27 protein-coding genes and 1 tRNA gene are annotated in these 23,830 nt (G+C 65.8%); 23 read left to right on the top strand and 5 right to left on the bottom strand.

From position 1 onward, the window contains the following. Positions 1–98: 98 nt before the first annotated feature. The 4 genes from thiD (at position 99) to folP (ending at position 4,275) form a co-directional block, all read left to right on the top strand. The gene (gene thiD, locus J0J06_RS16360) at positions 99–1,295 is read left to right on the top strand and encodes a bifunctional hydroxymethylpyrimidine kinase/phosphomethylpyrimidine kinase (RefSeq protein ID WP_294043779.1); all 1,197 of its coding nucleotides are present in this window, start codon (positions 99–101) and stop codon (positions 1,293–1,295) included. Beyond that, positions 1,295–1,921: a ribonuclease HII gene (locus J0J06_RS16355; protein ID WP_294043778.1), complete on the top strand. Its 627-nt coding sequence runs from the start codon at positions 1,295–1,297 to the stop codon at positions 1,919–1,921. The genes thiD and J0J06_RS16355 overlap by 1 nt, the downstream gene beginning before the upstream one ends. Before the next feature lie 183 nt (positions 1,922–2,104). Further along, positions 2,105–3,229: a site-specific DNA-methyltransferase gene (locus J0J06_RS16350; protein WP_294043777.1), complete on the top strand. Its 1,125-nt coding sequence runs from the start codon at positions 2,105–2,107 to the stop codon at positions 3,227–3,229. After that, the gene (folP, locus tag J0J06_RS16345) at positions 3,229–4,275 is read left to right on the top strand and encodes a dihydropteroate synthase (RefSeq protein WP_294043776.1); all 1,047 of its coding nucleotides are present in this window, start codon (positions 3,229–3,231) and stop codon (positions 4,273–4,275) included. The genes J0J06_RS16350 and folP overlap by 1 nt, the downstream gene beginning before the upstream one ends. 106 nt (positions 4,276–4,381) lie before the next feature. Here the strand turns inward: folP and J0J06_RS16340 are convergent, their stop codons facing one another. Beyond that, complete coding sequence (locus J0J06_RS16340) at positions 4,382–5,800, bottom strand: sigma-54 dependent transcriptional regulator (protein WP_294043775.1); 1,419 nt, start codon at positions 5,798–5,800, stop codon at positions 4,382–4,384. 151 nt (positions 5,801–5,951) lie between these two features. On the opposite strand from J0J06_RS16340, the gene J0J06_RS16335 reads away from it, so the two are divergent. The 7 genes from J0J06_RS16335 to J0J06_RS16305 all read left to right on the top strand — a co-directional run bounded on the left by J0J06_RS16335 (position 5,952) and on the right by J0J06_RS16305 (position 10,731). After that, positions 5,952–6,089 (top strand): aa3-type cytochrome c oxidase subunit IV, encoded by a 138-nt coding sequence (locus J0J06_RS16335; protein WP_294043774.1) that lies wholly within the window; start codon positions 5,952–5,954, stop codon positions 6,087–6,089. A gap of 25 nt (positions 6,090–6,114) precedes the next feature. Beyond that, positions 6,115–7,236, top strand: coding sequence for an NAD(P) transhydrogenase subunit alpha (locus J0J06_RS16330; RefSeq protein WP_294043773.1), 1,122 nt, complete (start codon positions 6,115–6,117; stop codon positions 7,234–7,236). Further along, complete coding sequence (locus J0J06_RS16325) at positions 7,233–7,640, top strand: hypothetical protein (RefSeq protein WP_294043772.1); 408 nt, start codon at positions 7,233–7,235, stop codon at positions 7,638–7,640. The genes J0J06_RS16330 and J0J06_RS16325 overlap by 4 nt, the downstream gene beginning before the upstream one ends. Beyond that, positions 7,641–7,949 (top strand): NAD(P) transhydrogenase subunit alpha, encoded by a 309-nt coding sequence (locus J0J06_RS16320; protein ID WP_294043771.1) that lies wholly within the window; start codon positions 7,641–7,643, stop codon positions 7,947–7,949. It begins immediately after the preceding gene. Between the two features lie 98 nt (positions 7,950–8,047). After that, positions 8,048–9,538, top strand: a complete 1,491-nt coding sequence (locus J0J06_RS16315) for an NAD(P)(+) transhydrogenase (Re/Si-specific) subunit beta (protein ID WP_294043770.1) — start codon at positions 8,048–8,050, stop codon at positions 9,536–9,538. Between the two features lie 176 nt (positions 9,539–9,714). Further along, the gene (locus J0J06_RS16310; protein WP_294043769.1) at positions 9,715–10,611 is read left to right on the top strand and encodes a MarR family winged helix-turn-helix transcriptional regulator; all 897 of its coding nucleotides are present in this window, start codon (positions 9,715–9,717) and stop codon (positions 10,609–10,611) included. A gap of 44 nt (positions 10,612–10,655) precedes the next feature. Continuing rightward, positions 10,656–10,731, top strand: a tRNA-Val gene (locus J0J06_RS16305). A gap of 96 nt (positions 10,732–10,827) precedes the next feature. Here J0J06_RS16305 and J0J06_RS16300 read toward each other — a convergent pair. Beyond that, positions 10,828–11,391 (bottom strand): helix-turn-helix transcriptional regulator, encoded by a 564-nt coding sequence (locus tag J0J06_RS16300; RefSeq protein ID WP_294043768.1) that lies wholly within the window; start codon positions 11,389–11,391, stop codon positions 10,828–10,830. Positions 11,392–11,480: 89 nt separating this feature from the next. Here J0J06_RS16300 and J0J06_RS16295 point away from each other — a divergent pair, with 89 nt between their 5' ends. Next, entirely contained in the window at positions 11,481–11,969 is a 489-nt protein-coding gene (locus J0J06_RS16295; protein ID WP_294043767.1) for a DUF6456 domain-containing protein, read from the top strand. A 76-nt stretch (positions 11,970–12,045) separates the two neighbouring features. After that, on the top strand, positions 12,046–12,987 hold the full coding sequence (gene dapF / locus J0J06_RS16290; RefSeq protein ID WP_294043820.1) for a diaminopimelate epimerase: 942 nt from the start codon (positions 12,046–12,048) through the stop codon (positions 12,985–12,987). Between the two features lie 124 nt (positions 12,988–13,111). Here the strand turns inward: dapF and J0J06_RS16285 are convergent, their stop codons facing one another. After that, positions 13,112–13,441, bottom strand: a complete 330-nt coding sequence (locus J0J06_RS16285; protein WP_294043766.1) for a hypothetical protein — start codon at positions 13,439–13,441, stop codon at positions 13,112–13,114. A 401-nt stretch (positions 13,442–13,842) separates the two neighbouring features. Here J0J06_RS16285 and J0J06_RS16280 point away from each other — a divergent pair, with 401 nt between their 5' ends. Continuing rightward, on the top strand, positions 13,843–14,523 hold the full coding sequence (locus J0J06_RS16280; RefSeq protein WP_294043765.1) for a protein-L-isoaspartate(D-aspartate) O-methyltransferase: 681 nt from the start codon (positions 13,843–13,845) through the stop codon (positions 14,521–14,523). Between the two features lie 131 nt (positions 14,524–14,654). On the opposite strand, the gene J0J06_RS16275 is transcribed toward J0J06_RS16280, so the two are convergent. After that, positions 14,655–15,260, bottom strand: a complete 606-nt coding sequence (locus J0J06_RS16275; RefSeq protein ID WP_294043764.1) for a DUF4142 domain-containing protein — start codon at positions 15,258–15,260, stop codon at positions 14,655–14,657. A 195-nt stretch (positions 15,261–15,455) separates the two neighbouring features. Between J0J06_RS16275 and J0J06_RS16270 the strand changes: the two genes are divergently transcribed. Beyond that, positions 15,456–16,385 carry an IS1595 family transposase gene (locus J0J06_RS16270; protein ID WP_294043763.1) on the top strand — a complete coding sequence of 310 codons (930 nt, stop codon included), beginning with the start codon at positions 15,456–15,458 and terminating at the stop codon, positions 16,383–16,385. Between the two features lie 126 nt (positions 16,386–16,511). Here the strand turns inward: J0J06_RS16270 and J0J06_RS16265 are convergent, their stop codons facing one another. Beyond that, the gene (locus tag J0J06_RS16265; RefSeq protein WP_294043762.1) at positions 16,512–17,528 is read right to left on the bottom strand and encodes a hypothetical protein; all 1,017 of its coding nucleotides are present in this window, start codon (positions 17,526–17,528) and stop codon (positions 16,512–16,514) included. A 146-nt stretch (positions 17,529–17,674) separates the two neighbouring features. On the opposite strand from J0J06_RS16265, the gene J0J06_RS16260 reads away from it, so the two are divergent. The 8 genes from J0J06_RS16260 to J0J06_RS16225 all read left to right on the top strand — a co-directional run bounded on the left by J0J06_RS16260 (position 17,675) and on the right by J0J06_RS16225 (position 23,799). Next, positions 17,675–18,196, top strand: coding sequence for a hypothetical protein (locus J0J06_RS16260; protein ID WP_294043761.1), 522 nt, complete (start codon positions 17,675–17,677; stop codon positions 18,194–18,196). Then, complete coding sequence (locus J0J06_RS16255; protein ID WP_294043760.1) at positions 18,193–19,539, top strand: terminase family protein; 1,347 nt, start codon at positions 18,193–18,195, stop codon at positions 19,537–19,539. Before J0J06_RS16260 ends, J0J06_RS16255 begins: the two co-directional genes overlap by 4 nt. 142 nt (positions 19,540–19,681) lie before the next feature. Next, positions 19,682–20,791 carry a phage portal protein gene (locus J0J06_RS16250; protein WP_294043759.1) on the top strand — a complete coding sequence of 370 codons (1,110 nt, stop codon included), beginning with the start codon at positions 19,682–19,684 and terminating at the stop codon, positions 20,789–20,791. Further along, positions 20,788–21,090, top strand: coding sequence for a DUF6127 family protein (locus J0J06_RS16245; RefSeq protein WP_294043758.1), 303 nt, complete (start codon positions 20,788–20,790; stop codon positions 21,088–21,090). The genes J0J06_RS16250 and J0J06_RS16245 overlap by 4 nt, the downstream gene beginning before the upstream one ends. Next, entirely contained in the window at positions 21,090–21,464 is a 375-nt protein-coding gene (locus tag J0J06_RS16240; RefSeq protein ID WP_294043819.1) for an HK97 family phage prohead protease, read from the top strand. Before J0J06_RS16245 ends, J0J06_RS16240 begins: the two co-directional genes overlap by 1 nt. Positions 21,465–21,568: 104 nt before the next feature. Then, entirely contained in the window at positions 21,569–22,180 is a 612-nt protein-coding gene (locus tag J0J06_RS16235) for an NYN domain-containing protein (RefSeq protein WP_294043757.1), read from the top strand. Positions 22,181–22,282: 102 nt separating this feature from the next. Beyond that, complete coding sequence (locus J0J06_RS16230) at positions 22,283–23,332, top strand: phage major capsid protein (RefSeq protein ID WP_294043756.1); 1,050 nt, start codon at positions 22,283–22,285, stop codon at positions 23,330–23,332. 200 nt (positions 23,333–23,532) lie between these two features. Next, a complete protein-coding gene (locus tag J0J06_RS16225; protein WP_294043755.1) occupies positions 23,533–23,799 on the top strand; it encodes a hypothetical protein in 267 nt (88 codons plus the stop codon). Positions 23,800–23,830 lie beyond the last annotated feature (31 nt).

The raw sequence follows: 23,830 nt of genomic DNA, 5'->3' as shown, positions 1-23,830 counted from the left end.
TGCAGGTCGTCGGTCGGCGCAGGACGTATATCGACCGCAAATCGGACCATTCCGCGATGCGCGATTAGTGTGAACCAAGTGTGGCCTTTGCACCTTCGATGACCCCGCGCATCCTCATCATCGCCGGCAGCGATTCGGGCGGCGGTGCGGGCATCCAGGCCGACATCAAGACGGTGACGATGCTCGGCGGCCACGCCATGACCGCGATCACCGCGATCACCGCGCAGAATACCTTGGGCGTTCAGGCGGTGCTGCCCGTGCCGGCCGGCATGGTCGTCGCGCAGATCAATTCGGTGGTGACCGACATCGGCGTCGATGCGGTCAAGATCGGGATGATCGGATCCGCCGAGACCGCAAATGCGGTGGCGGACCTGCTGACGGGATTGAAGGTGCCGATCGTGTTCGATCCCGTCATGGTGGCGACCAGCGGTGACGTGCTGGCCGATGCCGAGACGGTCGCGGCGTTCGAGCGACTGATGGCGCTGGCGGCGGTGGTGACGCCCAACCTTCCCGAGCTCGAAGCACTTGCGCAAACCCCAACCGTTCGTGCTGAGCTTGTCGAAGCACGTGGCCAAACAACACGCCCTTCGACAGGCTCAGGACGAACGGAGGATGTTTTGGCGCGGTTGCTCGACTGCGCGATATTGGCGAAAGGCGGTCACGGCGATGGCGCGGTGCTGACCGACCGCCTGATCGAGATCGGTGGCGGCGAAACGCGCTGGGATTCCGAGCGGATCGATACCGTCAGCACGCATGGCACCGGCTGCACGCTCGCCTCGGCGATCGCGACCAACCTCGCCTATGGCCAGCCGCTCAAAGTAGCGGTCGCCAACGCGCGGCAGTTCGTACGGCTGGCGCTTCGCGACGCGCCCGGGCTGGGTAACGGGCATGGGCCGATGGGGCATCAAGCGGTGCGGCTTGATCTCGGGCCGTGCGCGCGGCTCAACCAGATCACGCTGCCGACCGACGACTACACCAAGTCCTGCGCCTTCTACGCCAGGCTCGGCCTCAAACAGATCGTCGAGACCGAAGACGCGCATTATGCCCGCTTCGAAACGGCGGGCGGCGCGACGCTGTCGGTCGAAAGCGGGGCGCGGCCCACTGTCTATTTCGAGTGCCAGGACCTCGACGCCGAGGTCGCGCGGTTGCAGAATGAGGGCGTGACGTTCGATCAGCTCCCGACCGACCAGTCCTGGCTGTGGCGCGAGGCGCGGCTGACCGATCCGTCGGGCAATCCGGTGTGCCTGTATCAGGCGGGTGAGAACCGGCGCTATCCGCCGTGGAGGCTGGATTAGTGCCCAGCCTAAAGCACGAACGCCTCTGCATCGCGCCCGTCGTCGGCGTGGACGAAGCCGGTCGCGGGCCGCTCGCCGGGCCGGTGGTCGCCGCCGCGGTCATCCTCCCGGCCAAGGGCGTCCCGCGCGGGCTCGACGATTCGAAGAAGCTGACCGCTGCCACGCGCGCAACGCTGCACGACCGTATCAAGGAACGAGCGGTCGTTGGCATCGGCATCTGCGAGGCCGAGGAGATCGACAGCCTCAACATCTATTGGGCGACGATGAAGGCGATGACGCTGGCGGTGGATCAGATTGCGGGGGCGCTCGGCTGCGACCCCGGCCATGTGCTGGTCGACGGCAACCGTTTGCCGCGCTGGAGCTACGCGGCGACCGCGATCGTGAAGGGCGACGCGATCAGCCTGTCGATCGCCGCCGCGTCGATCGTCGCCAAGCATACCCGCGACACGATCATGATCGCGCACGCCGAATCATATCCGCACTACGGCTGGCATTCGAACAAGGGCTATGGCGCGCCCGATCATCTGCGAGCGCTGCGCGAATACGGACCGACACCGCTGCATCGGAGAAGTTTTGCGCCGGTCGCGAGTTTGTATGGAAAAGAATTGGCGGTTCTGCCGCTTTGAGTCTTTTGCGCCACACCCCATCGCTTGGGGCTGTGGATAAGTCGGGACTCAATATCTGGTCGGCGTCGCGAAATGTTCCGGAATCTTAACGATTTGGTCACCTTCCTCGTTAACTAAACTTTGCTTGACCGGAGTCCGCGCGCCCGGTTTTCGTGCGCGAGCTATTCGGGGAAGGGGTAATCGATGGGGGTCATCGAGAAGGTCAAGCGCGCGCCGGTGATGGCGGTTGAGGGCGAACTGCCGCTCGACCGCATCCTGATGGGCGACTGCATCGAGACGATGCGCGGCCTGCCGGCGAAGTCGGTCGACCTGATCTTCGCCGATCCGCCCTACAACCTCCAACTCGGCGGCAATTTGTCGCGCCCGGACGGCAGCCACGTCGACGCCGTCACCGACGATTGGGACAAATTCGATTCGCTGGGCGCCTATGACCGCTTTACCCGCGAATGGCTGACCGAGGCGCGGCGCATTCTGAAGGACAATGGCGCGATCTGGGTGATCGGCAGCTATCACAACATCTTCAAGGTGGGCTCGGCAATCCAGGATCTGGGCTATTGGATCCTCAACGACATCGTGTGGCGGAAAGCCAATCCGATGCCCAATTTCAAGGGCACCCGCTTCACCAACGCGCATGAGACATTGATCTGGGCGTCGACAGGCGAGAAGGCGAAATACACCTTCAACTATCGCAGCATGAAGACGCTGAACGACGAGCTCCAGATGCGCAGCGACTGGGAATTCCCGATCTGCGGCGGGCAGGAGCGGCTCAAGCGCGGCGGCGTGAAGGTGCACCCGACGCAAAAGCCCGAGGCGCTGATCTACCGCATCCTGCTGGCCTGCACGAAGCCCGGCGATGTGGTGCTCGACCCGTTCTTCGGCACCGGCACGACCGGCGCGGTCGCCAAGCGGCTCGGCCGGCGCTGGATCGGAATCGAGCGCGAGCCGGTCTATATCGAGGCGGCGGAGGAGCGGATCGCGGCGGCCCTCCCGCTCGACGAATCGGCGCTGACGACGATGCAGTCGCCCAAGGCCGCGCCGCGCGTCGCGTTCGGCGCGCTGATCGAAAACGGCATGTTGAGCGCGGGGAGCATCCTTACCGATGCCAAGCGCCGCTGGTCGGCAACGGTCGGTGCAGACGGTTCGCTCAAGTCGAGCTGCGGCCAGACGGGGTCGATCCACAAGCTCGGGTCGCTCCTGCAGAACGCGCCGGCGTGCAATGGCTGGACCTTCTGGCATTATGAGGCGGCGGACGGGCTGAAGCCGATCGATGCGCTGCGCCAGACCTACCTGCTGGCGACACAGCCCTAGTGCACCTCCGCCCCGTCCAATTCGTCGATACGCCGATTGGTCGCGACGGCGAGGTCGCGCGGATCGCGGGCGGGATGCAGTGGTTTGCCGCCTATGAGGTGATCCAGGGCGACGCGAAGCGAACGCTGCCGGTCGCCGAGTTCGAACGCACATTGGGTGCGACTGACGAGCGTGCCGCGCATCTCCACGCCGCCATCACCGCGCCTCGTGCGCCGCTCGTGCTGGGCGAGCGCACGTTGCGGTTCGATCAGCCGCTCGTGGCCGGTATCCTCAACGTCACCCCCGACAGTTTTTCGGACGGTGGCGCGACGAACGACCCCGTCTCCGCCGGTGTCGCGATGGCGGCGGCAGGGGCGGCGATGATCGATGTCGGTGGCGAATCGACTCGACCCGGCGCGTCGATCGTCTGGGAAGGCGACGAGATCGCGCGGACCGAACCGGTCGTGCGTGGCCTGGCGACCGCGGGGACGCTCGTGTCGATCGATACGCGCAAGGCCGCGGTGATGGAATCGGCGATCGGCGCGGGGGCGGCAATCGTCAACGACGTCGCGGCGTTGCTATGGGACGAGCGCGCGCTGGAGGTGGTGGCGAGCGCGGGGTGCCCGGTCATGCTGATGCACTCGCCCGATCCGGCAAAGGGGCCACATGACGGCGGCGGCTATGCCAACGTACTGACCGAGGTTTTCGACTGGCTCGAAGCGCGCATCGCGGCGGTGGTCGCGGGCGGTGTCGATCGGGCGAAGATCATCGTCGATCCGGGTATCGGTTTCGGCAAGTCGCTCCAGGACAACTTGTCGCTATTGAACGGACTGGCGATGTTCCACGGCCTTGGCTGCCCGATCATGCTGGGCGCGAGCCGCAAGCGGATGATCGGCGCACTGTCGAACGAAGCGCTTGCCGATCAGCGGCTCGGCGGGAGCCTCGCGCTGGCGTTGAAGGGGGCGGAAGCTGGGGTGCAGCTGCTCCGCGTCCACGATGTTCCGGAAACGGTGCAGGCGTTGAAGGTGTGGCGGGGGATGCGCGACCAGGCTCTGGTGGGAAGGTAGCGCCGACGGCAAAGCCGTCGTCGTCGGCCGGATCGGCGGACGCCGTCCCCCGGCCGGGCTTGGCGCTGCGCTTTGCGCACCAGTCCGGCCGTGGCCGGACCTGCGCTTACGCCGCGTTATCGATCCCCAACTCACCCAGCTTGCGGTACAGCGTCGAGCGCCCGATCCCGAGCCGCCGCGCAACCTCGGTCATGCGGCCGCGATAATGGCCGATCGCGAGGCGGATGACGTCGGCTTCGATGTCCTCCAGCGCGCGCAGATGCCCGTCGGCGCGGAACAGCGTCACGCCGCCGCTGGTCGCCATCTGGCCGACCGGTGTGGTCACTCGGCCCGAGCCGAGCGCCGCGATCTGCGGAAAGTCCGAGAGCGTCAGTGCGTCGCCGTCACACAGCACGGCGGCGCGGAACAGGGCGTTCTGGAGCTGGCGGACGTTGCCCGGCCAGTCGTAGCGGCCAAGCAGCGCCAGCGCGTCGTCGGTGATGCCGAGCGGGCGCAGGCCGGGCTGGTCGGCGATCCGCGCGAGCAAGTGGCGGGCGAGCGCCGGAATGTCGCCGGTGCGGTCGCGCAGCGGGGGGATCGTCACCTGGACGACGTTGAGGCGGTAATAGAGGTCTTCGCGGAACCGCCCCGCCTCGACTTCCTCGATCAGTTTCTTGTTGGTCGCCGCGATCACGCGGACATCGACTTCGCGGACGTGCCGCGCGCCGATCGGCTGGACTTCGCCCGACTGTAGCACGCGGAGGAGTTTGACTTGCGCGTCGAGTGGCATCTCGCCGATTTCGTCGAGGAACAAGGTGCCGCCATCGGCGTCCTGGAACCGGCCGATCTTACGCTCGAACGCGCCCGTGAACGCGCCCTTTTCGTGCCCGAAAAGCTCGCTTTCCACGAGGTTCGCGGGGATCGCGCCGCAATTGATCGCAATCATCGGCTTCTTGCCGCGCGTGGAAGCAGCGTGGATCGCCTCAGCGACGACTTCCTTTCCGACGCCGCTCTCGCCCTCGATCAGGACGGGAACGCGCGCGCGGGCGGCCTTGGCGGCGATAGCGAGCGCGGCGCGGAAATCGGGCGCGGAGCCGACGATCTCGTCAAAGCCCAGGAGAGCCGGAATCTTTTCGGTCAGCGGGCGCAATTCGCCCGCGTCGGTGCCGGCCGCAACCGTGTCGAGCGCGGCGAGCAACCGGTCGGCGGCGAACGGCTTCACGAGGAAGTCGGTTGCGCCGGCGCGCATCGCCGAGACCGCGTCGGCGACCGAACCGTTCGCCGTCAGCATCAGGATCGGGAGCTGGGGACGGCGCAGGCGCAATTCGGTGATCAGCCGGTCGGCGTCCGCCTCCGGCCCGATGCTGTCGATCAGGATGGCGTCGAGCTGCATCCCGTCCTGCGTGCCGAGCATCGCGATCGCGGTTTCCCCGTCGGCGGCGAAGACCGACCGCCAATCGCGCCGTGCCGCGATCGCCGAGACCAGCCGCCGCTGCGCCGGTTCGTCGTCGATCAACATCAGGAGGCGCTGTCCGTTGCGCGTCATCCCGCCCTCTTGTTTGTTTGCTCAGGCGGCCACCCATAAGGATGCAAGGTAAAGGCAGCCTTAAGCAGCCGGATAGGGTTTGTTCAGGGGGTTGAGGGTCGCGTTCACGCCGGTTAAGACCGCGCGACAAACACGGGAGACAGGGTGAACCATGGCCGGCCATACCGACATGAAAACGCACGAGCAGACCTATCATTCGGTGATCGCGCTGCTGAAATGGGGCGCGGTGGCTTGCATCATCATTGCAGCGATCGTGATCTGGCTGATCGCCTCCGGCGGCCACAAGTAAGTTCGTTGGCTGGGGGGCTAAGAATTTGAAGATCGCCGTCCTCAAGGAAATTGCCGACGGCGAACGCCGTGTCGCCGCCACGCCGGAGACCGTAAAGAAATTCATCGCGCTGGGCGCCGAGATCGCGGTCGAGGCCGGGGCGGGCGATAGCGCGAGCATCGCCGATGCCGATTTCGCCGCGGCGGGTGCGAGCGTCGGCGCGCGGGCGGCGACGCTGAAGGGCGCGGACATCGTGCTCGGCGTGCAGGGGCCGGAGCCGGCGAGCCTGACGGGCGCCAATGCCGGCGCATGGGTGGTCGCGGGTCTCAACCCGTTCGGCGCGCGCGAGCGCGTCGATGGCTATGCGGCGGCGGGCTACGAAGCGCTGGCGATGGAGTTCATGCCGCGCATCACGCGTGCGCAGTCGATGGACATCCTGTCGAGTCAGGCGAACCTTGCCGGTTACAAGGCGGTGCTCGACGCGGCGGCCGAATATGGCCGCGCCTTCCCGATGATGATGACCGCGGCGGGCACGGTCAGCGCTGCCAAGGCGTTCGTGATGGGCGTGGGCGTCGCGGGGCTGCAGGCGATCGCGACCGCGCGACGGCTGGGCGCGCAAGTCTCGGCGACCGACGTGCGGTCGGCGACCAAGGAACAGATCCTGTCGCTGGGCGCGAAACCGATCTTCGTCGAGAACGTGGCCGGGATCGAGGGCGAAGGCTCGGGCGGCTACGCAACCGAGATGAGCGAGGAATATCAGAAGGCGCAGGCCGAACTGGTGTCGTCGCACATAGCCAAGCAGGACATCGTGATCACGACGGCGCTGATCCCCGGCCGCCCCGCGCCGCGGCTGATCAGCGACGCGCAGATCGCGACGATGAAGGCGGGCAGCGTGATCGTCGATCTGGCGGTCGAGGCCGGCGGCAACGTCGAGGGCGCCGTCGCGGGCCAGGTGGTCGAGCGCCACGGGGTCAAGATCGTCGGCCACAAGAATGTCGCCAGCCGTCTGGCGGCGGACGCCTCGGCGCTGTTCGCGCGCAACCTCTACAATTTCCTCTCGACCTTCTGGGACAAGGACGCGGGCAAGCCCGTACTCGACGAGGAAATCGGCGATGCGGTGCGGCTGACGAAGGACGGCAAGGTCGTGAACGCAAGGCTGCTCGGGTGATCAGCGCGTTGCTCTTTGCGGGGCTTCAGGCGGTTTTGCCTCAACCAAATTTCAAAGCACAGATGTTCGATCAATACGTGAAGGAGCGGGTAGCTTATCGGTTAGGCGGCGTGTTCTACTGCGACCCGCCCGGACAAGATCGGCTATTTGCTAATGTCGGAAAGAGCCTGTTGGCGATCCGCGTAGCGTTGACTTCGCAGTTCGGTAAGGAGGCAGTAGCGACTGCTGATGCGAGGGTCGATCCAGAGTTCGAGGATGTGAGCGGCGCACTGTCAATCGCCGGATGCCGTACGAATGATCCTGTCTTTGATCGCGCAAACCTTCGCGCGCTCAAGGCGAAACACGACGAAGCATTGAACGCTTTGGAAAGCGCTCTTGGGCTGTCGAAAAAGGGACGCCGCTGAATGGACTTCATCTCGATCCTTTCGATCTTCGTGCTGGCGTGTTTCGTCGGCTATTATGTCGTGTGGTCGGTGACACCGGCGCTGCACACGCCGTTGATGGCGGTGACCAACGCGATTTCGTCGGTGATCATCGTCGGCGCGCTGATCGCGGCGGCAGCGAGTGGGCTGGGGGCCACGGGGGCGACGTCGAAATGGCTCGGGCTGGTCGCGGTGGTGCTGGCCAGCGTCAACATCTTCGGCGGGTTCGCGGTCACGGCGCGCATGCTCGCGATGTACAAGAAGAAGGATCGGCCGGCGGCCAAGCATTGATTTCGTCATCCCGGGCTCGTCCCGGGATCCACTCATCCACTTGCGCCTTGCGGCGCGGTGGACCCCGGAACAAGTCCGGGGTGACGTCTGGGGGTTGAATGGAACAGATCGCAGTAAATCCCTGGGCGGCGCTGGCCTATCTGGTCGCGGGGGTGTGCTTCATCCTCGCGCTGCGCGGCCTGTCGAGTCCGACCTCGAGCCAGCGCGGCAACCGCTTCGGCATGATCGGCATGACGATCGCGGTGGTGACGACGCTGGTCGTGCATGCTCCGAAATACATGTCGAAGAATGCCGACGTTTCCGCGCTCGACTTCCCGATCGATTGGACAATAGCGGGGGAAATCCTCGTCGCCGTCGGCATCGGCGCCGCGATCGGCATCGTCACCGCGCGGCGCATCGCGATGACAGCGATGCCGCAGCTGGTTGCGGCGTTCCACTCGCTAGTCGGCTTGGCGGCGGTGCTGGTCGCCGCCGCCGCCTTCCTCAACCCGCTGGCGTTCGGCATTGCCGACATGGTCCATCCGATGATCGGCCAGCCGTTCCTGGCGATTCATCAGGTCAGCCGGATCGAGATGGGGCTCGGCGTCGCGATCGGCGCGATCACCTTCTCGGGGAGCGTGATCGCGTTCCTGAAGCTCAACGGCAATATGGGCGGCAAGCCGATCCTGCTGCCGGGGCGCCACATCATCAATCTCGCGGTGCTGGCGGGCATCCTTGGCCTCATCGCGTACTTCACGCAGGATCAGTCGCCCTGGATCTTCTGGACGGTGACGGGGCTCTCGTTCGCGATCGGCTTCCTGCTAATCATCCCGATCGGCGGGGCGGACATGCCGGTCGTGGTCAGCATGCTCAACAGCTATTCGGGCTGGGCGGCGGCGGCGATGGGGTTCACGCTGCATAACAGCGCGATGATCATCACCGGCGCGCTGGTCGGCTCGTCGGGCGCGATCCTGTCCTACATCATGTGCCGCGCGATGAACCGCAGCTTCATCAGCGTGATCGCGGGCGGCTTCGGCGGCGACGCTGGCAGCGCCGCGGGCGGCGAGGCGAAGGAACAGCGTCCGTGGAAGCGGGGCTCGGCCGAGGATGCGGCGTTCCTGATGTCGCAGGCCGACCAGGTGATCATCGTCCCCGGCTATGGCATGGCGGTCAGCCAGGCGCAGCATGTCCTCCGCGAAATGGCCGACAAGCTGAAGGAAGAAGGCGTCAAGGTGAAGTACGCCATCCACCCGGTGGCCGGTCGCATGCCGGGGCATATGAACGTGCTGCTCGCCGAAGCCAACGTGCCGTATGACGAAGTGTTCGAGCTGGAGGACATCAATTCCGAGTTCGCGCAGACCGACGTCGCGTTCATCATCGGCGCCAACGACGTGGTCAATCCGGCGGCCAAGACCGACAAGTCCTCGCCGATCTATGGCATGCCGGTGTTCGACGTGAACAAGGCCAAGACGGTGCTGTTCATCAAGCGGTCGATGGGCGGCGTGGGTTATGCGGGCGTCGACAACGACGTCTTCTATCAGGACAACACGATGATGCTGCTCGCCGACGCCAAGAAGATGGTCGAGGAGATCGTCAAGGCGCTGGGTTGATCGGCGATGCCACCGAAATGGAGGCAAATATCCGTTAAAATACAGCCGTTTCGGAGGGGAGTCCTCTCCGACGTACGTAAAATACGCAAGGCTGGTGCATCCGGCCGAGGGGCGGCCGTGGGGCGTGGGGCGCGTCGATGCGGCGAGCGGGGGATTATAGCACGGGCGATCGTCCGTTGGCGCTGATCGTTACCAACGGCGGCTTGGGCGCGGACGAAGCCGATCGTGCGATCGGTCTGGCCGATGCGGAATTTCGCGGGCGGACCGACTGGCGTGGCGCCATCGACAGGCGGTTCGATCACCCCGGCCCGATCGAACTCGTCGCCGTCGAGGCGCAGGGGGTGCCGGATGACATGCTCGCCGCCGCGCTTCCCCGTCTCGCGGCGCTACGCGGCGAAACGGGCGCGCGGTTCGTGGTTGCGCTCGACCAGGGTCAGATCGATCTCGTCGCAGAGGCTTTGCTCGGGGAGCGAGTCGAGCTGCTGTGCGAGCCAACGCTGGCCGATCGCGCGGCGGCGTTCCTGATCGGCCTCAGCGGTTTCTCACGCGATACGCTTCATGACAGGAAGGGTGACGGTGAATCGGCCCAGCTCCGGCAACTGAACGAGGAAGTCGCACGGATTTCGCGCGTGCTGTCGCGGCTGGCGAACGAGGACAAGAGGCCGGGCGGATTGGCGGACCGCTCCCTCGGCTTCACGCCGCCGCCAGCGACACCAGCCGCATCGAACGTCACCGCCGCCGACGTTCGCAAGATCATTCGCGGCCGGCGGCTGCGCAATCAGTTCTTCGCGGACGGGCTGTTCGAGGATCCCGCCTGGGACATGTTGCTCGACCTGTATGCCGCGGAACTCGAGGGCGCGCAGGTGTCGGTATCGAGCCTGTGCATCGCCGCCGCCGTCGCACCGACCACGGCGCTGCGCTGGATCGGGCGGATGACCGATGTCGGACTGTTCGTTCGCCAGCCGGACCCATTCGACCGCCGCCGCGCCTTCCTGGGATTGAGCGCCGAGGCGCGCGCCAAGATGGAGAGCTATCTCACGGCTTTGCGCCAGGGCGGCTTCGCGGCGCTCTGATCCGGCTTGCGTTGTCGCGCATCTCGCGCCAAACGCCGCTGGGCGGGCGCTTAGCTCAGTTGGTAGAGCATCTCGTTTACACCGAGAGGGTCGGCGGTTCGAGCCCGTCAGCGCCCACCATCGCCGGTCATCCCCACCGGCGCCGTTCGTGAGAGCGGGGTTCCAGATCATCACGGTGTCGGATTTGCGGGCAGTCCTCGTAGGGCGCTGAGCGAATCAGAGCGCGCGGATGAGGGTCGTCGCCCGGGCGATCCAGGGCGGGTCGGTGATGACTTGTTGCCGCTGCCCCGCGCCGAGCGGGAGAATCTGCAGCCGGTCGCCCTCGCGCCCGATCAGCCGCCCAAACAGGAACCGCCCGCCGGGCCGCGGCACCAGCACGTCGCGGTTGAGCGCGCCCGCGAACGCTTCTGGCGCAAGCGGCTCGCACCAGATCGTGTCGCCGCTGCGATAATCGCCAATCCCGCCCGTCACGGCGATTCCGAGTGTGCCACCCACGGCTCGCGGCGGTGGTAATAGGATCGGATGGGTGGGCGCGTGCGCCCCGTCCGCCGCGAGCAACGCCGCGACCGGCAGCTCCGCGTGGTCGGGCAGCTTGACCAGGTCCGCCGCCTCGACGCCCAGCGCCGCCGCGATTCGATTGAGCCAGCCGACCGACACGGTGCGCGTGCCGGTTTCGAGTCGGCCGATCGTCTGTGCTGTGGTCGGCGGCTCGCACGCCTTGGCGACATCGTCGAGCGTCATACCCTTCGCCCGGCGGACTTCGCGGATCGCAGTGATCATCGGTGGCTCCATTTGCCAAATAGGTTATACACTTTCCTACTTAACGAACCAGATGGCAAGAGTGTCCCGACTCAACCGAAGGAGGTTTCATGCGCGACTTGGTGGAAGTGCCATTCGATCCCGCCGATGTCGCGATCATCCCCGGCCGCGCGGCGGCGAAACCGCGGCGGACACGCACCGTTACCGTCAACCGCGCCGAATCGCCCCTTAGCTGGCTGGCGGCGCGCGGGTTGGTCGATCCGCGCCAGATCGAGGCGGGCGAGCGAATGCGCCGCGACTATGAGATCGCGCAGCTCGGCGCGCGCGTGACAATGCAGTGGGACGCCGTGCGCGTCGATGGCGGCGGCCGGGGCGGCGCGGACGTCGACCCGGCGCTGGCGCAGATCGCCGCCAAGCGCCGGTTCGACGCCGCGATCGCCGCGGTGGGCGGCGGCCTGAGCGACATTCTCTGGCGTGTCGTCTGCGCTGGCGAAGCGATCCCCGCCGCCGAACGCGCGCTCGGGTGGCCGGGGCGTTCCGGGCGGCTGGTGCTGGGGTTGGCGCTCGACCGGCTAGCGAGTCATTATGGCCTTCCCTGACCCGCGCGCGGTGGACGCGCGAACGACGCGAAGCGGCATGTTTGAACCTGCGAGGCGGCGGCGCTACATCGCCGCCATGCGGATCAACTTCATTAAGTGCCACGGATCGGGCAACGATTTCGCGCTGGTCGATGCGCGTGGCGTCGTGCGGGACGACGCCGAATGGGCGGTGATCGCTCGCGCGCTGGCTGACCGGCGCGGCGCGGTGGGGAGTGACGGTCTGTTGCTGCTGACCGACGGCGATGGCCAGCATGCGTTCGGGATGCGGATGTTCAATAGCGACGGGTCGGAGGCGGAGACGTGCCTCAACGGCCTGCGTTGCGTCGCCCGCGCGGGGTTCGAGGCGCTTGGGATCGACCAGGCGCTGGTGCGTCTGAAGACAAGCGGGGCTGAAGTGCGGCGCGATCCCGACCTCGCGCCCGGCGTGGTGACGATCAGCGAACTGGCCGGTCCGGCGAGCCTGGAACTCGATGACTGGCCGATGACGATCGGGCGGCACCAGAATGTGCAGATGCCGATCGCCGGGTTGCCGAGCGATCGGGCGTTCACGGCGGTAGCGATCCCCAACCCGCACTTGATCGCGTTCGTGGACACGATCGACGACGCCGAACTGGTTGCAGTGGGCAGCTTCTGCGAGACGGCGCCCGACTGGCTGCCCAACCGCGCGAACGTATCGTTCGTGGAGGTGCGGGGAGCGGCGGAATTGTTCGTCCGAACGTGCGAGCGCGGGGTCGGGCTGACCGACAGTTGCGGGAGCGCGATGGCAGCGTCGCTGTTCGCTGCGTGCCTGACCGAGCGAGCGGCGTTCGATGCGGAAGTCACGGTGTTTAACCGCGGGGGGCTGGTGAAGGGGTGCGCAGCGCCCGACGGGATGGTGCGGCTGTCGGGCAATGCGACCTGGGAGTGGGCGGGGTCGGCGGCGATCGACCTAGCCCGTGCGATCGCAGGGGACGTGCGAGTCGACCGGCATTTCAACGACGAGATCGCGGCCTGGGCGGCGGCGATCGAAGGCCGATAGCCCGGCGCGATATTCCCTTCAGTATCGCTGCGCACACGAAAAAGCGGCGGAAGGTCGCCCCGCCGCCGCTTTTCCTGTTTCTGGTCGGACGGACCGGGTTGCCCCGGTCGCCCCTCGCCAAGCGTTACTTGTTTGCCTTGATCGCGTCGGCGGCCTTTTCGCCCGCGGCCTTCACGTCGTCGGCCTTCTTCTTGAGGTCGGCGGCGGCGTTGTCGGCGGAGGCCTTCACCGCGTCGGCAGCGTTGCTGGCGGCGGCCCCGGCGGCGCCGGTCGCATTGTCGGTGGCTGCGTCGATCGCGCTGCCCGCGTTGGCCGCGGCGTCGCCGGCGGCGTCGGTCGCATTGCCCAGGTCTTCCAGGGCGTTGTCAGCGGCGGCGGCGGTGTTGTTGACCACGTCGGTCGACTTGTTGCACGCGGCAAGCGAGAACAGGCCGGCGGCGGCGGCGACGATCATGAGCTTCTTCATACTTTAGCATCCCCTGGATTGCGCGGACGGTTACAAGGCCCGCCGCTCAGCGCCCTATGCCAAATCGGGCAGGGGCACGGCAAGCGCGTTGTAAACCGCATTGACCGCAAGAAGTTGCAACGGTTCGTCGTATTTTGAGGGTGGCGAGGGGAAAGGTGCTGTTCTCCAACTACCGCGGCGCAGGTCATTCTTGTTGATGCCGGGTGGGCCAAGTACATCCGGCAAAGATGGTTCTGTATCCTCACCACGTCGCTCGTGCACTGGTGTTCGCGCTAGCGATCGTATGCCTTTCTGGCTTCTATCCGCTCCGGAGCAAGGAGGCGCGGAGCCCGGCAGGGTCGCGACTTGCAAGCGATGTACTGAAACTGGCGCGGGTTGATTATCCAGGCGTGGAGAAGGATCCCATCTTCCAAGCGGTGCTCAAGGCGATAGCGAGCATCGATCGCGCTCAATTCGTTCCCGTTGATCAGCAGGTCAACGCCAGCAAGGACACACCCCTGCCGATCGGCTTCGGCCAGACCATTTCCGATCCTTACATCGTCGCGATGATGACGTATTCCGTCGGCGCACGGCCAGGGGGCAATGTTCTCGAAATCGGGACCGGGTCCGGGTATCAGGCAGCCGTCTTGTCCAGGCTGGGCGCGGTCGTGCATTCGATCGAGATCGTGCCGGAATTGGCGCAGTCGGCGTCCGCACGGTTAGATCGCTTAAAATTCAAAGGGGTAACGATAAAGGCTGGCGACGGGTTCGTCGGTTGGCCGGAATATGCGCCATATGACGGCATAATCGTCACCGCTGGCAGTTCGGAGGCGCCGCCGGCGTTGCTGGCGCAGGTGAAGACCGGTGGCCGCCTTGTCATGCCGATCGGCGCCAACACGGCCGTCGAGCAGCTGATCGTGTTCACCAAGCGCAGCGATGGCGGTTTCGACCGCTGTTCGCTGGGGCCGGCAATGTTCGTGCCCTTTACCGGCGCGGGCCGGAAACCGGAAATTCCCGCCACGTACGATCGCACCGTCGCGCTCTGCCGCCGTGGCCAGACGGCTCGCTGGCCGGGGCAACCGATAGGTTAGGGGAGCACCGTCCGTCGCCGGGACGGGAATTAACGCGGCTCGTCCGCCCAACAGCCGACTGTTGCGCAAGATCGGAGTGACAGCCGCATCGTAGGCCGGGTTGCGATGGCGCTGATCCGCCCGCCTGACGCCTATTTCGCCGCCAGCGCCTCCGCCATCGCGATGTGCGATTTGACGATTGGGACGATAGCGATCGCGGCAGCCTTTAGGCTCGAGTCCTCGCCGCCGCGCGCATAGAGTTCGTACAGCGACAGCGCGACATGGTGTTCGTGGATCTGTCCGGCGACATAGGCCTGGTCGAACGCGGCACCGCTCAGCGTGCGCAGCTCGGCGAGCTTGGCGTCGTAATCCTGCGTCGATGATGCGTCGGGGGCGATCGCGGGGCGTGCCGCCGCAGCGGCTTTGGTGATCCGTGCGGTCAGGCCGGCATGCGCGGCGATCATCTTCGCGGCATAGGCGCGGATCGCGGGCGACGTGCTCTTGGATTGCGCGAGCCTGGCGGCGGCGATTTCGAACGCGTCATTCTTCGTCGCGAGATCGGCAAATTGCTTCGCGGAAGGCGTTGCGGCCCTCACGACGGTGCCCTGATCCATCGCATCCCTGAGCCTGGCCTTCTTGGGGCCGGACTGGTCGATGGCATTGGTCATGGTCGCCTCCGTGCGGGCGCCGCACGCGGTCAGCCCGGCGGCGAGCGTGAGCGGAATGAGGATGGAACGCCGAGTCGTGCGCGTGGTCATAATCGTCCTTTGCCGGGTTGCCGCCAGCGGATGGGCGCGGGCGGCACGCCGGTCGAGCCAGACTGCGCCGGATCGCCGCCAGCGTCAATGATAACCAAATGGGATAATTATTCTTGACATCGTCACGGCGTTATTATACTTGACGTACCCACCTTTTCAGGCGTAGAAGGGCCTCAACAAACGAGGTTCATAACCATGTCGGTTCTTTCATCTCCCCACTTCCACGACGAGAAAGTGGCTTACGCCTACGTCGAGGCGCGCATTTGGCCGCAAGGCCCGGTGTGCCCGCACTGCGGAGGCGTTGACCGCATCGGTTTGATGGGCGGCAAATCGACCCGCGTTGGCCTCTATAAGTGCTACCAGTGCCGCAAGCCCTTCACCGTCAAGATCGGGACCATTTTCGAGGACAGCAAGGTTCCTCTCCGCATCTGGCTTCAGGCGATGTTCCTGATCGCTGGAAGCAAGAAGGGCATTTCGAGCAATCAGCTTCACCGGACTTTGGGCGTCACCCTAAAGACCGCATGGTTCATGTCGCACCGTATCCGTGAAGCGATGCGCGATGGCAGCCCGGACATGTTCGGTGGCAATGGTGGCCGGGTCGAGGTTGACGAGACCTACATCGGCTACAACCCGCGCGTTCAAAAGAAGCCCGGCAAGGGCGGCTCGGCGCACAAGCTGCGCGTCGTGGCGCTAATCGACCGCGATAGCGGCGCAGCGCGCTCAATGCCCGCTAACTCGCTGGTCCGCGATGAGGTCGCCCAGATCGTTCGCGCCAACATCGCCAAGGAAGCCAAGCTGACCACCGACGAAAGCCGCCTCTACAGCGCCGTTGGTAAGGAGTACGCCTCGCACGATTGGACCACCCACGGGCGCGGCGAGTATGTGCGCGGTGACGTGACCACCAACACCGTCGAAGGCTTCTTCTCGATCTTTAAGCGGGGCATGCGCGGCATCTATCAGCATTGCCACGAAAACCACTTGCACCGCTATCTGGCGGAGTTCGATTTCCGCTACTCCAATCGCGTTGCCCTCGGTTACAACGATGCTGATCGCGCTGACATTCTGCTTTCGGGCATCGTTGGCAAACGTCTGACCTATCAAACAACTCGTGGAGCGGTCGCGTAATGGCAGAGAAGAAAACCCCGGAGACTCCGGAGGATCAGAGCGAGCGGTTCAAGCAAGAAGCGCAAAAGCTAATCGACGCTGGCGAACTCAACCCCACCGACGCGGAAATACTAATGGACAGCGCGATTAAGCGCTTAGCGGACGAGCGCGGCCCGACTTCGCAATAGAATAATCGATGATGCGCGTGTCAGGGCGCTTTGACCGCGATGCGAAAATATGACCTTCGAGGCGCTCTTTGTCGAAAAAATAGAACTCCATGCCGCCATAATGCACAAGTCGGGCAAAGGTGCTGTTAAAGACGACCCCCCAGGGGAACTTCTCCGACTGCTCTACTCTCCGACGAGCTAAGAACTCAAACATGCTTTCGCTCCACTGCTTAAAGTTCAGCGGTTCCAACGTGGGCTTCACTTGCAGCGTCCACTGCTTAATATTGTCGCACTGGAAGCGAGTAACCCATGCAACGAGGTCAGCAGCCTGCAAGCCAAAAATATCTTTGGAGCCGGGACCATTGTTGGGCGAGAGCGGAGTAACGATGGGCCATCCCCGCCAAGCCATAAATTCGTCGGATTCGTAGAGGTCTTGCGCCTCGGCAACGCGCTTATGCCCCTTCTCCAAACGATCAAGTACGAGTTCAAAGCTCGGGTCGTCGGGGTGCTTGTTAAGCGCCCAAGTTCCCAGCATGCCGACAGCGATATAGAGCGTGAAGGCAAACGGGTCGGCAGCGACCTTATGCGCTACCATCACTTCTTCCAGATCATCGGTAAAGACGGCCATTGAGCGAGGAATCAAACCAGTATCAACGATGACTTTCACCGCCCCATGTAGCAGGCTCTGAACCTTCATCATGTCAGACGCCAAATGGGAAAACGGACCGGGTCGATCTGGATTCAGTCGCGCTTCCTGTATCTCCTTCATGTGCAGATACGGTACTTCCCAATGAGCGAGCATTGCTGCCCATTGCTGTTCAAACACAGCCCATTGGGAATTTTCAGCGATCAGGGCGCCGAGCGCGATTACTCTTTCACCCCCGGCGGTGCGCTTGCCGCTTTCGTCCCCGTACGCCTTTAGCACCATCGTAACTCCACCTGGCGGCGGCGACGGGAAGATCGAATAATCGAGAAGGGATCGGTCACCGGCGCTCATTTAGCACCGCCGATCCTGATTGGGTACGCTTTATATAATAATGCCCATCGTCACGCTGATATGGCACATAACAGGAACGTTGAGAAAGTGTGATTCGGGCCGGGGCGGTGACGCCTGCCGGCCCTTTTTGTTGCCGGGAGACAGTCATGGGGCGCACGAAGAAGGGCGATCACGACGTGGCCGTCGGCCGGCAGGACGGCAAGCCGCAGCGGCGGCGCAAGCCCAAGGCAAACGCGTTTTCGCCGGAGAAGCGCCAGCTGTTCCTCGATGCGCTGGCCTATACCTGCAACGTCCGGCTGGCCGCCGAGCATGCCGGGATCGACGTGACGACGGCCTATTACCACCGTGCGCGCGATCCGGCGTTCGTTCAGCAATGGCGCGATGCGCTGGCGGCCGGTTACGACACGCTGGAGGCGCTGGTGCTGGAGCATGGCGGGGCGGGCCAGCCGCTCGAGCCGCCCGATCCGACTCGCGCGGCGGCCGGCGCGCCGCCGTTCGATTTCGACCGCGCGCTGACGGTGCTGCGCCAGTATCGCAGCGCGCGCGACGGCGATTCGCGCCTACGGCGCGGCATCCGGCCGATCGCGGCGACCCGGGACGAGACGAATGCGGCGCTTCGCAGGGCGCTGGCGGCGGCGCGCAAGCGGCTGGCCGCGAAGTCCGAATGACCGGAACGTCGTACGCGGTCGCCGCCGACCGTGCCCTGATTGCGGAACTCGCCATGCTGCCCCCGGACGAGCAGGATCGCGCGCTGCGACGGTTGACGCAGGATCAACGGCGCGAATTGCTCGCGCGCTGGCCGCTCTGGGCGCATGACGGGCAATTGTCGCCGGATGGCGAACCCCTGGTCTGGCTGATCCTGGCTGGGCGGGGGTTCGGCAAGACGCGAGCCGGGTCCGAATGGCTGACCGATGTCGCGGCGCGTGCGCCCGGCGGCCGCTTCGCGCTGGTCGGCGCGACGATCGACGACGCGCGCCGAGTGATGGTCGACGGGCCCGCCGGTGTGCTGGCGGTCGCGCGATCGCGGGGTCTCGAGCCGCGCTGGTGGAAAACGAACGGTGAGCTGCACTTCGCCAATCGGGCGGTGATGACGGTCTATTCGGCCAGCGCGCCAGAATTGCTGCGCGGGCCGGAGCATCGCGCGGCGTGGTGCGATGAGATCGGCAAATGGGGGCATGGCGGGGAAGCGGCGTTCAGCAACCTGATGCTGGGGCTGCGCGGCGGGGAGAATGCGCGCGTGCTGGTGACGACGACGCCGCGCCGGACGCCGCTGGTCAACCAGGTTGTCGCGCTGGCCAAAAAGGCGGACGCGCTCACGCAGGGCCGAACCCGCGACAACCCTCATCTGCCCGCCAGCTTTCTTGCGGCGATGATGGAGCAATATGGCGGGACGCGGCTTGGGCGGCAGGAGCTGGAGGGCGAGTTGCTCGACGATCATGACGGCGCGCTGTGGAGCCGCGACTTGATCGAGGCGTGCCGGATCGCAGCGGGCGACCGGCCTGAATTGGTCCGCGTGGTGGTGGCCGTCGATCCGCCCGCCGGACTGGACGGCGACGCGTGCGGGATCATCGCGGCTGGGCTGGACGAGGACGGGATCGGCTATGTGATCGAGGATGCGAGCGTCGCGGGGGCCAGCCCCGCGGGCTGGGCGGCGGCGGTCGCTGCGTGCGTGGAGCGGGTCGGTGCGGACTGCGTCGTCGCGGAGAAGAACCAGGGCGGGGAGATGGTGCGCCACGTGCTGATGGGCGCGGACATGACGCTGCCGGTGCGGCTGGTCCATGCCAGCCGCGGCAAGTCGGCGCGCGCGGAGCCGGTGCTGCATCTCTACGAGGCGTCCAAGGTGCGGCACGCGGGCACTTTCCCGGCGCTGGAGGATCAATTGTGCGGGATGCTGAGGACCGGCGGTTACGCCGGGCCGGGGCGATCCCCCGACCGCGCGGATGCCCTGGTGTGGGCGGTGAGCGAATTGCTGCTGACGCGGCGGGGCAAGGCGCGGGTGCGGGGGCTGTAGCTAGCCGCGCTGCCCTCACCCTTCCCAACCGGCCGCGCCGGGCGGGCCCCTTCCCTCTCCCATCGGGAGAGGGAGGGAGCGGCGAAGCCGCGGAAGGGTGAGGGCAGGCGCAAGCGAACAGATTGAATCGAAGGAAAAGCCAATGAGACTCTTCGGACGCAAGTCCGCGCCGCACGAGGCGCGGCCGCCTTTGTCGCGTTATGGCGCGGCGGCGATCACGGGCGACTGGCCGCGCAGTTACGAGGCGCAGGTGCGCGCCGGGTTCGTCGAGAATGCGGTGGCGCAACGCGCGGTGAAGCTGGTCGCCGAAAGCGTGGCCGACGCGCCGCTCACCGCTTCGTCGCCGGAACTGGCGGCGCTGGTCGCCGCGCGATCGGGCGGTCAGGCGCTGCTGGAGACGGTGGCCGCGCAACTGCTGCTGCACGGCAATGCATTCGTGCAGATCCTGGATGACGGGCGCGGTGGGGCGGGCGAATTGTTCGCGCTGCGGCCCGAGCGCGTCGCGGTCGAGCCGGGCGCGGACGGCTGGCCGGCGGCATATCGCTACAAGGTCGGCGATCGCATGACGCGGCTGTCGCCCGACGGGCCGCGGCCCGACGTGATCCACCTCAAGTGCTTCAATCCGGTCGACGATCATCTCGGCCTCGGGTGCCTGGGCGCGGCGTCGGGGGCGATCGCGATCCACAATGCGGCGGCGCAGTGGAACAAGGCGCTGCTCGACAATGCGGCGCGGCCGTCAGGGGCGCTGGTCTATGATCCCAAGGACGGGTCGGCGCTGGCCCCCGCGCAGTTCGAGCGGCTTAAGCGCGAATTGGAGGCGAGCTTTTCGGGCGAGCGCAACGCCGGGCGGCCGATGCTGCTCGAAGGCGGCCTGTCGTGGCAGGCGCTGTCGATGACCCCGGCGGACATGGATTTCGTCGCGCTGAAATCGGCGGCGGCGCGGGAGATCGCGCTGGCGTTCGGCGTGCCGCCGATGCTGCTCGGGCTGCCGGGGGATGCGACCTACGCCAATTACCGCGAAGCCAATCGCGCGCTGTGGCGGCTCGCAGTGCTGCCGCTGGCGGGGATGATCCTGGGTGGCCTGGCGCAGGGGCTGAAGGGGTGGTTCCCCGATGCGGCGCTCTCCGTCGATCTCGATCGCGTGCCGGCGCTGGCCGAGGATCGCGCGACGCTCTGGGCGAGCGTGACCGCGGCGGATTTCCTGACGCGCGGCGAGAAGCGCGCGATGGTTGGCCTGGAGAAAACAGCGTGACCGAGGTGCTGGCGCAATTGTTTGCGCAAGGGCGGGACGAGGGCGCGGACATGGCGACGCTCCGTGCGATCGCCGAGGAAGCGGGCGAACTGGGCGCGAGCCGGGCGCTGGCGCGGCTGGGGCTGAGCGATGCGGCGGCGGAAAAGGACATGGCCGAGCTGCGCGAACTGCTCGGCGCGTGGCGCGACGCGAAACGGTCGGTGTGGAAGGCGCTGATCGGCTGGGCGGCGCGGATGGTGCTGGCACTGGTGCTCGTGGGCATCGCAGTGCGGCTGGGGTTTGCGGGGTACGTGAAGTGATCCGCTTCGCCGGCTATGCGGCGGTGTTCGACCGCGTGGATCGCGGCGGGGATGTGGTGCGCAGGGGCGCGATCCGGGTGCCGGCGCACGTGCCGCTGCTGTGGCAGCATCGCGGGGAGCCGGTGGGGCGGATCGAGCGAGTCGAGGCGGACGAAACGGGCTTGCGCGTGATCGGCGCGGTGGATGATCCGGCGCTCGCGACGCTGGTCGCGGCGAGGGCGGTCGACGGCCTGTCGTTCGGCTATCGCGTGCGGGCCGCGCGGCGCGGGAGGGTGCGGGAACTGACCGAGCTCGACCTGGTGGAAATCAGCCTGGTCGCCCGCCCGATGCAGTCGCTCGCGCGGGTGCATGCGGTGGAGGGTGAAAACATTTAACGTTTCAGGGGTTATTGACGATGTGGTGTGCATGGCATATCTGCCACCCACGTTATCCGCTACGCCCGTAGGCGGGCACTTATCCGAAGGCCCCCGGCGCAGCAATGCGTTGGGGGTTTTCTATTTCCAAAGTTCGGACGGCGGTTTTGATAGATGGTGGGCACGTTCGCGCGTTGGCCCGTGTTGCAAAACATACCTACAATCCAGATTTTATCGAGAAAGTTGCGCACGCTTGCGTGGGGGCGGACGAAGCTTTGGTGCGCGTGCTCTACTACGATTGCGCTTTGTTCAGTGGCACTGTCAAACTGCCTGTCAGTGGTCAGGACCACGAATTTAAGGCTTCAGATCGCTGGCTCCATCAATTAGCAGCCAAGGACCTTTTTGCTGTACGGCAAGGAGTGCTGAAATTTCGTGGCTGGAAGCCTAGGAAAACACCGGTTGCCGCGGCAGCGTTGACCGATGCCGACTTTACTGCGGACTTCGAGCAGAAGGGCGTCGATATGCGTATCGGTCTCGATATGGCGACTTTTTCTGAGCAGCGATCTGTCGAACGCATAATTCTTGTTTCCGGTGACACTGACTGCGTTCCAGCCATGAAGCACGCCAGGAAGGCGGGGTTACAAATCGTGCTTATCGCGTTTCCCAACGGACGAGATACGCCGGAGTTACTTTGGCATTCCGACTTCCATCGCCGCGTAGCGTGGCCAGCCAAATAGATCGGCAAATTCCGACGGCGTAGCGGTCGCTAAAATTAGAAATGTCCAACAGGGGCGTCCCATCCGGGGCGCCCTTTCTTTTTGTCCAAAGGAGAAAGTCACATGATCGAAGTGAAGGCGGACGCGCTCGAGGCGTCGTTTGCGGGGGTGGCGATGCCGCCCGTAATCGCGCGGCCGGTGCTGGCGGGGGGGATGGCGCCGTCGGGGGGCTTTGCCAGCTACGTGCGATCCGGCGCGACGGTCGAGATGAAGGCGCTGGCCGGGACCGCGGACAATACCGGCGGCTATGCCATCCCGCGCGAGATCGACGCGGTGATCGACGAGACACTGGCCAGCATCTCCCCGATCCGCTCGATCGCCAATGTCGTGAAGGTCGGATCGGCCGGGTATCGCAAGCTGGTGACGTCGGGCGGCACGCCGTCGGGCTGGTCGGCGGAGACGGGCGCACGGACCGAGACCGCGACCCCCGATTTCCACGAGATCGTGCCGCCGATGGGCGAGCTCTATGCCTATCCGGCGGCGTCGCAGGCGATGCTCGACGATGCGGCGTTCGACGTCGAGGCATGGCTAGCGCAGGAAATCGCCAGCGAATTCGCGCGGGCCGAGGGCGCGGCGTTCGTGGGCGGCAACGGCACCAACCGGCCGAAGGGGTTCCTGGCCGCGACGCTGTCGACCGCGAACGACGCGGCGCGCACCTTCGGCCAGCTGCAATACGTGCCGGCGGGCGCGGCGGGGGATTTCGGGAGCAACCCGCAGGACCGGCTGATCGATTTCGTCGCGACGCTGCGCTCGCCCTATCGCCAGGGCGCGGTGTGGGTGATGAACTCGTCGACCGCGGCACGGATCCGCAAGTTCAAGACGTCGGACGGGGCGTTCCTGTGGCAGCCGGGGCTGCAGATGGGCGTGCCCGACACGCTGCTCGGCTATCCGGTGGTCGAGGCGGAGGACATGCCGGACGTCGCCGCCAATTCGCTGTCGATCGCGTTCGGCAATTTCAAGGCCGGCTATCTGATCGCCGAGCGCACCGAGACGTCGATCCTGCGCGATCCGTACAGCAACAAGCCGTTCGTGCACTTCTACGCGACCAAGCGGGTCGGCGGGTGCGTCAGCAATTCGGAAGCGATCAAGGTGATGAAGTTCGCCGCCAGCTGAGCCTGATTTTGCGCGAGCAAAATCAGGACTCGGTAAGGCCGGGCGGCGAGGGCGCATAGCGTCCTCGTCCGACGGACTTGCCATTCTCCTTTCCGTCATGCTGGACCTGATCCGGCATCCCGCTTCTCATGTCTTCAAGAAGAAGCGGGACCCCGGCTCAGGGCCGGGGTGACGGACTGTTTTTCTGTCCGGAGACCAACATGACCGATCCCTTTTCCTCCGCCGCCGATGCGGTGGCGGCGCCCGCGCGCCGGGCGCTCGCGGTGACGCCGCACGACACCAACGCGCTGACCGACATTCCCAAGGCGCTGTTTGTCGGCACCGCCGGCAACGTCACGATGCGCGGCGTCGACGGCGCGGCCGACCAAGTATGGAAGAACGTGCCCGCGGGCGCGATCCTGCCGTTCCGCGCGGCCTATGTGCGCGCGACCGGCACCACCGCGGCGGACATTCTGGCGCTGTATTGAGCTGACATGCGGCACCGGCCCGCACCCCCCA

Source organism: Sphingomonas sp., from assembly GCF_017304615.1.
GTDB lineage: Bacteria > Pseudomonadota > Alphaproteobacteria > Sphingomonadales > Sphingomonadaceae > Sphingomonas.
The sequence above is the reverse complement of the archived record's forward strand: the minus strand, read 5'-3'. Positions and strand labels throughout refer to the sequence as shown.

Excerpts from the sequence above, each read along its gene's own strand:
- thiD (WP_294043779.1), top strand. The coding sequence starts at position 99 with ATGACCCCGCGCATCCTCATCATCGCCGGCAGCGATTCGGGCGGCGGT.
- J0J06_RS16350 (WP_294043777.1), top strand. The coding sequence starts at position 2,105 with ATGGGGGTCATCGAGAAGGTCAAGCGCGCGCCGGTGATGGCGGTTGAG.
- J0J06_RS16340 (WP_294043775.1), bottom strand. The coding sequence starts at position 5,800 with ATGACGCGCAACGGACAGCGCCTCCTGATGTTGATCGACGACGAACCG.
- J0J06_RS16335 (WP_294043774.1), top strand. The coding sequence starts at position 5,952 with ATGGCCGGCCATACCGACATGAAAACGCACGAGCAGACCTATCATTCG.
- J0J06_RS16320 (WP_294043771.1), top strand. The coding sequence starts at position 7,641 with ATGGACTTCATCTCGATCCTTTCGATCTTCGTGCTGGCGTGTTTCGTC.
- J0J06_RS16315 (WP_294043770.1), top strand. The coding sequence starts at position 8,048 with ATGGAACAGATCGCAGTAAATCCCTGGGCGGCGCTGGCCTATCTGGTC.
- J0J06_RS16300 (WP_294043768.1), bottom strand. The coding sequence starts at position 11,391 with ATGATCACTGCGATCCGCGAAGTCCGCCGGGCGAAGGGTATGACGCTC.
- J0J06_RS16295 (WP_294043767.1), top strand. The coding sequence starts at position 11,481 with ATGCGCGACTTGGTGGAAGTGCCATTCGATCCCGCCGATGTCGCGATC.
- dapF (WP_294043820.1), top strand. The coding sequence starts at position 12,046 with ATGCGGATCAACTTCATTAAGTGCCACGGATCGGGCAACGATTTCGCG.
- J0J06_RS16285 (WP_294043766.1), bottom strand. The coding sequence starts at position 13,441 with ATGATCGTCGCCGCCGCCGCCGGCCTGTTCTCGCTTGCCGCGTGCAAC.
- J0J06_RS16275 (WP_294043764.1), bottom strand. The coding sequence starts at position 15,260 with ATGACCACGCGCACGACTCGGCGTTCCATCCTCATTCCGCTCACGCTC.
- J0J06_RS16270 (WP_294043763.1), top strand. The coding sequence starts at position 15,456 with ATGTCGGTTCTTTCATCTCCCCACTTCCACGACGAGAAAGTGGCTTAC.
- J0J06_RS16265 (WP_294043762.1), bottom strand. The coding sequence starts at position 17,528 with ATGAGCGCCGGTGACCGATCCCTTCTCGATTATTCGATCTTCCCGTCG.
- J0J06_RS16260 (WP_294043761.1), top strand. The coding sequence starts at position 17,675 with ATGGGGCGCACGAAGAAGGGCGATCACGACGTGGCCGTCGGCCGGCAG.
- J0J06_RS16255 (WP_294043760.1), top strand. The coding sequence starts at position 18,193 with ATGACCGGAACGTCGTACGCGGTCGCCGCCGACCGTGCCCTGATTGCG.
- J0J06_RS16250 (WP_294043759.1), top strand. The coding sequence starts at position 19,682 with ATGAGACTCTTCGGACGCAAGTCCGCGCCGCACGAGGCGCGGCCGCCT.
- J0J06_RS16235 (WP_294043757.1), top strand. The coding sequence starts at position 21,569 with ATGCGTTGGGGGTTTTCTATTTCCAAAGTTCGGACGGCGGTTTTGATA.
- J0J06_RS16230 (WP_294043756.1), top strand. The coding sequence starts at position 22,283 with ATGATCGAAGTGAAGGCGGACGCGCTCGAGGCGTCGTTTGCGGGGGTG.
- J0J06_RS16225 (WP_294043755.1), top strand. The coding sequence starts at position 23,533 with ATGACCGATCCCTTTTCCTCCGCCGCCGATGCGGTGGCGGCGCCCGCG.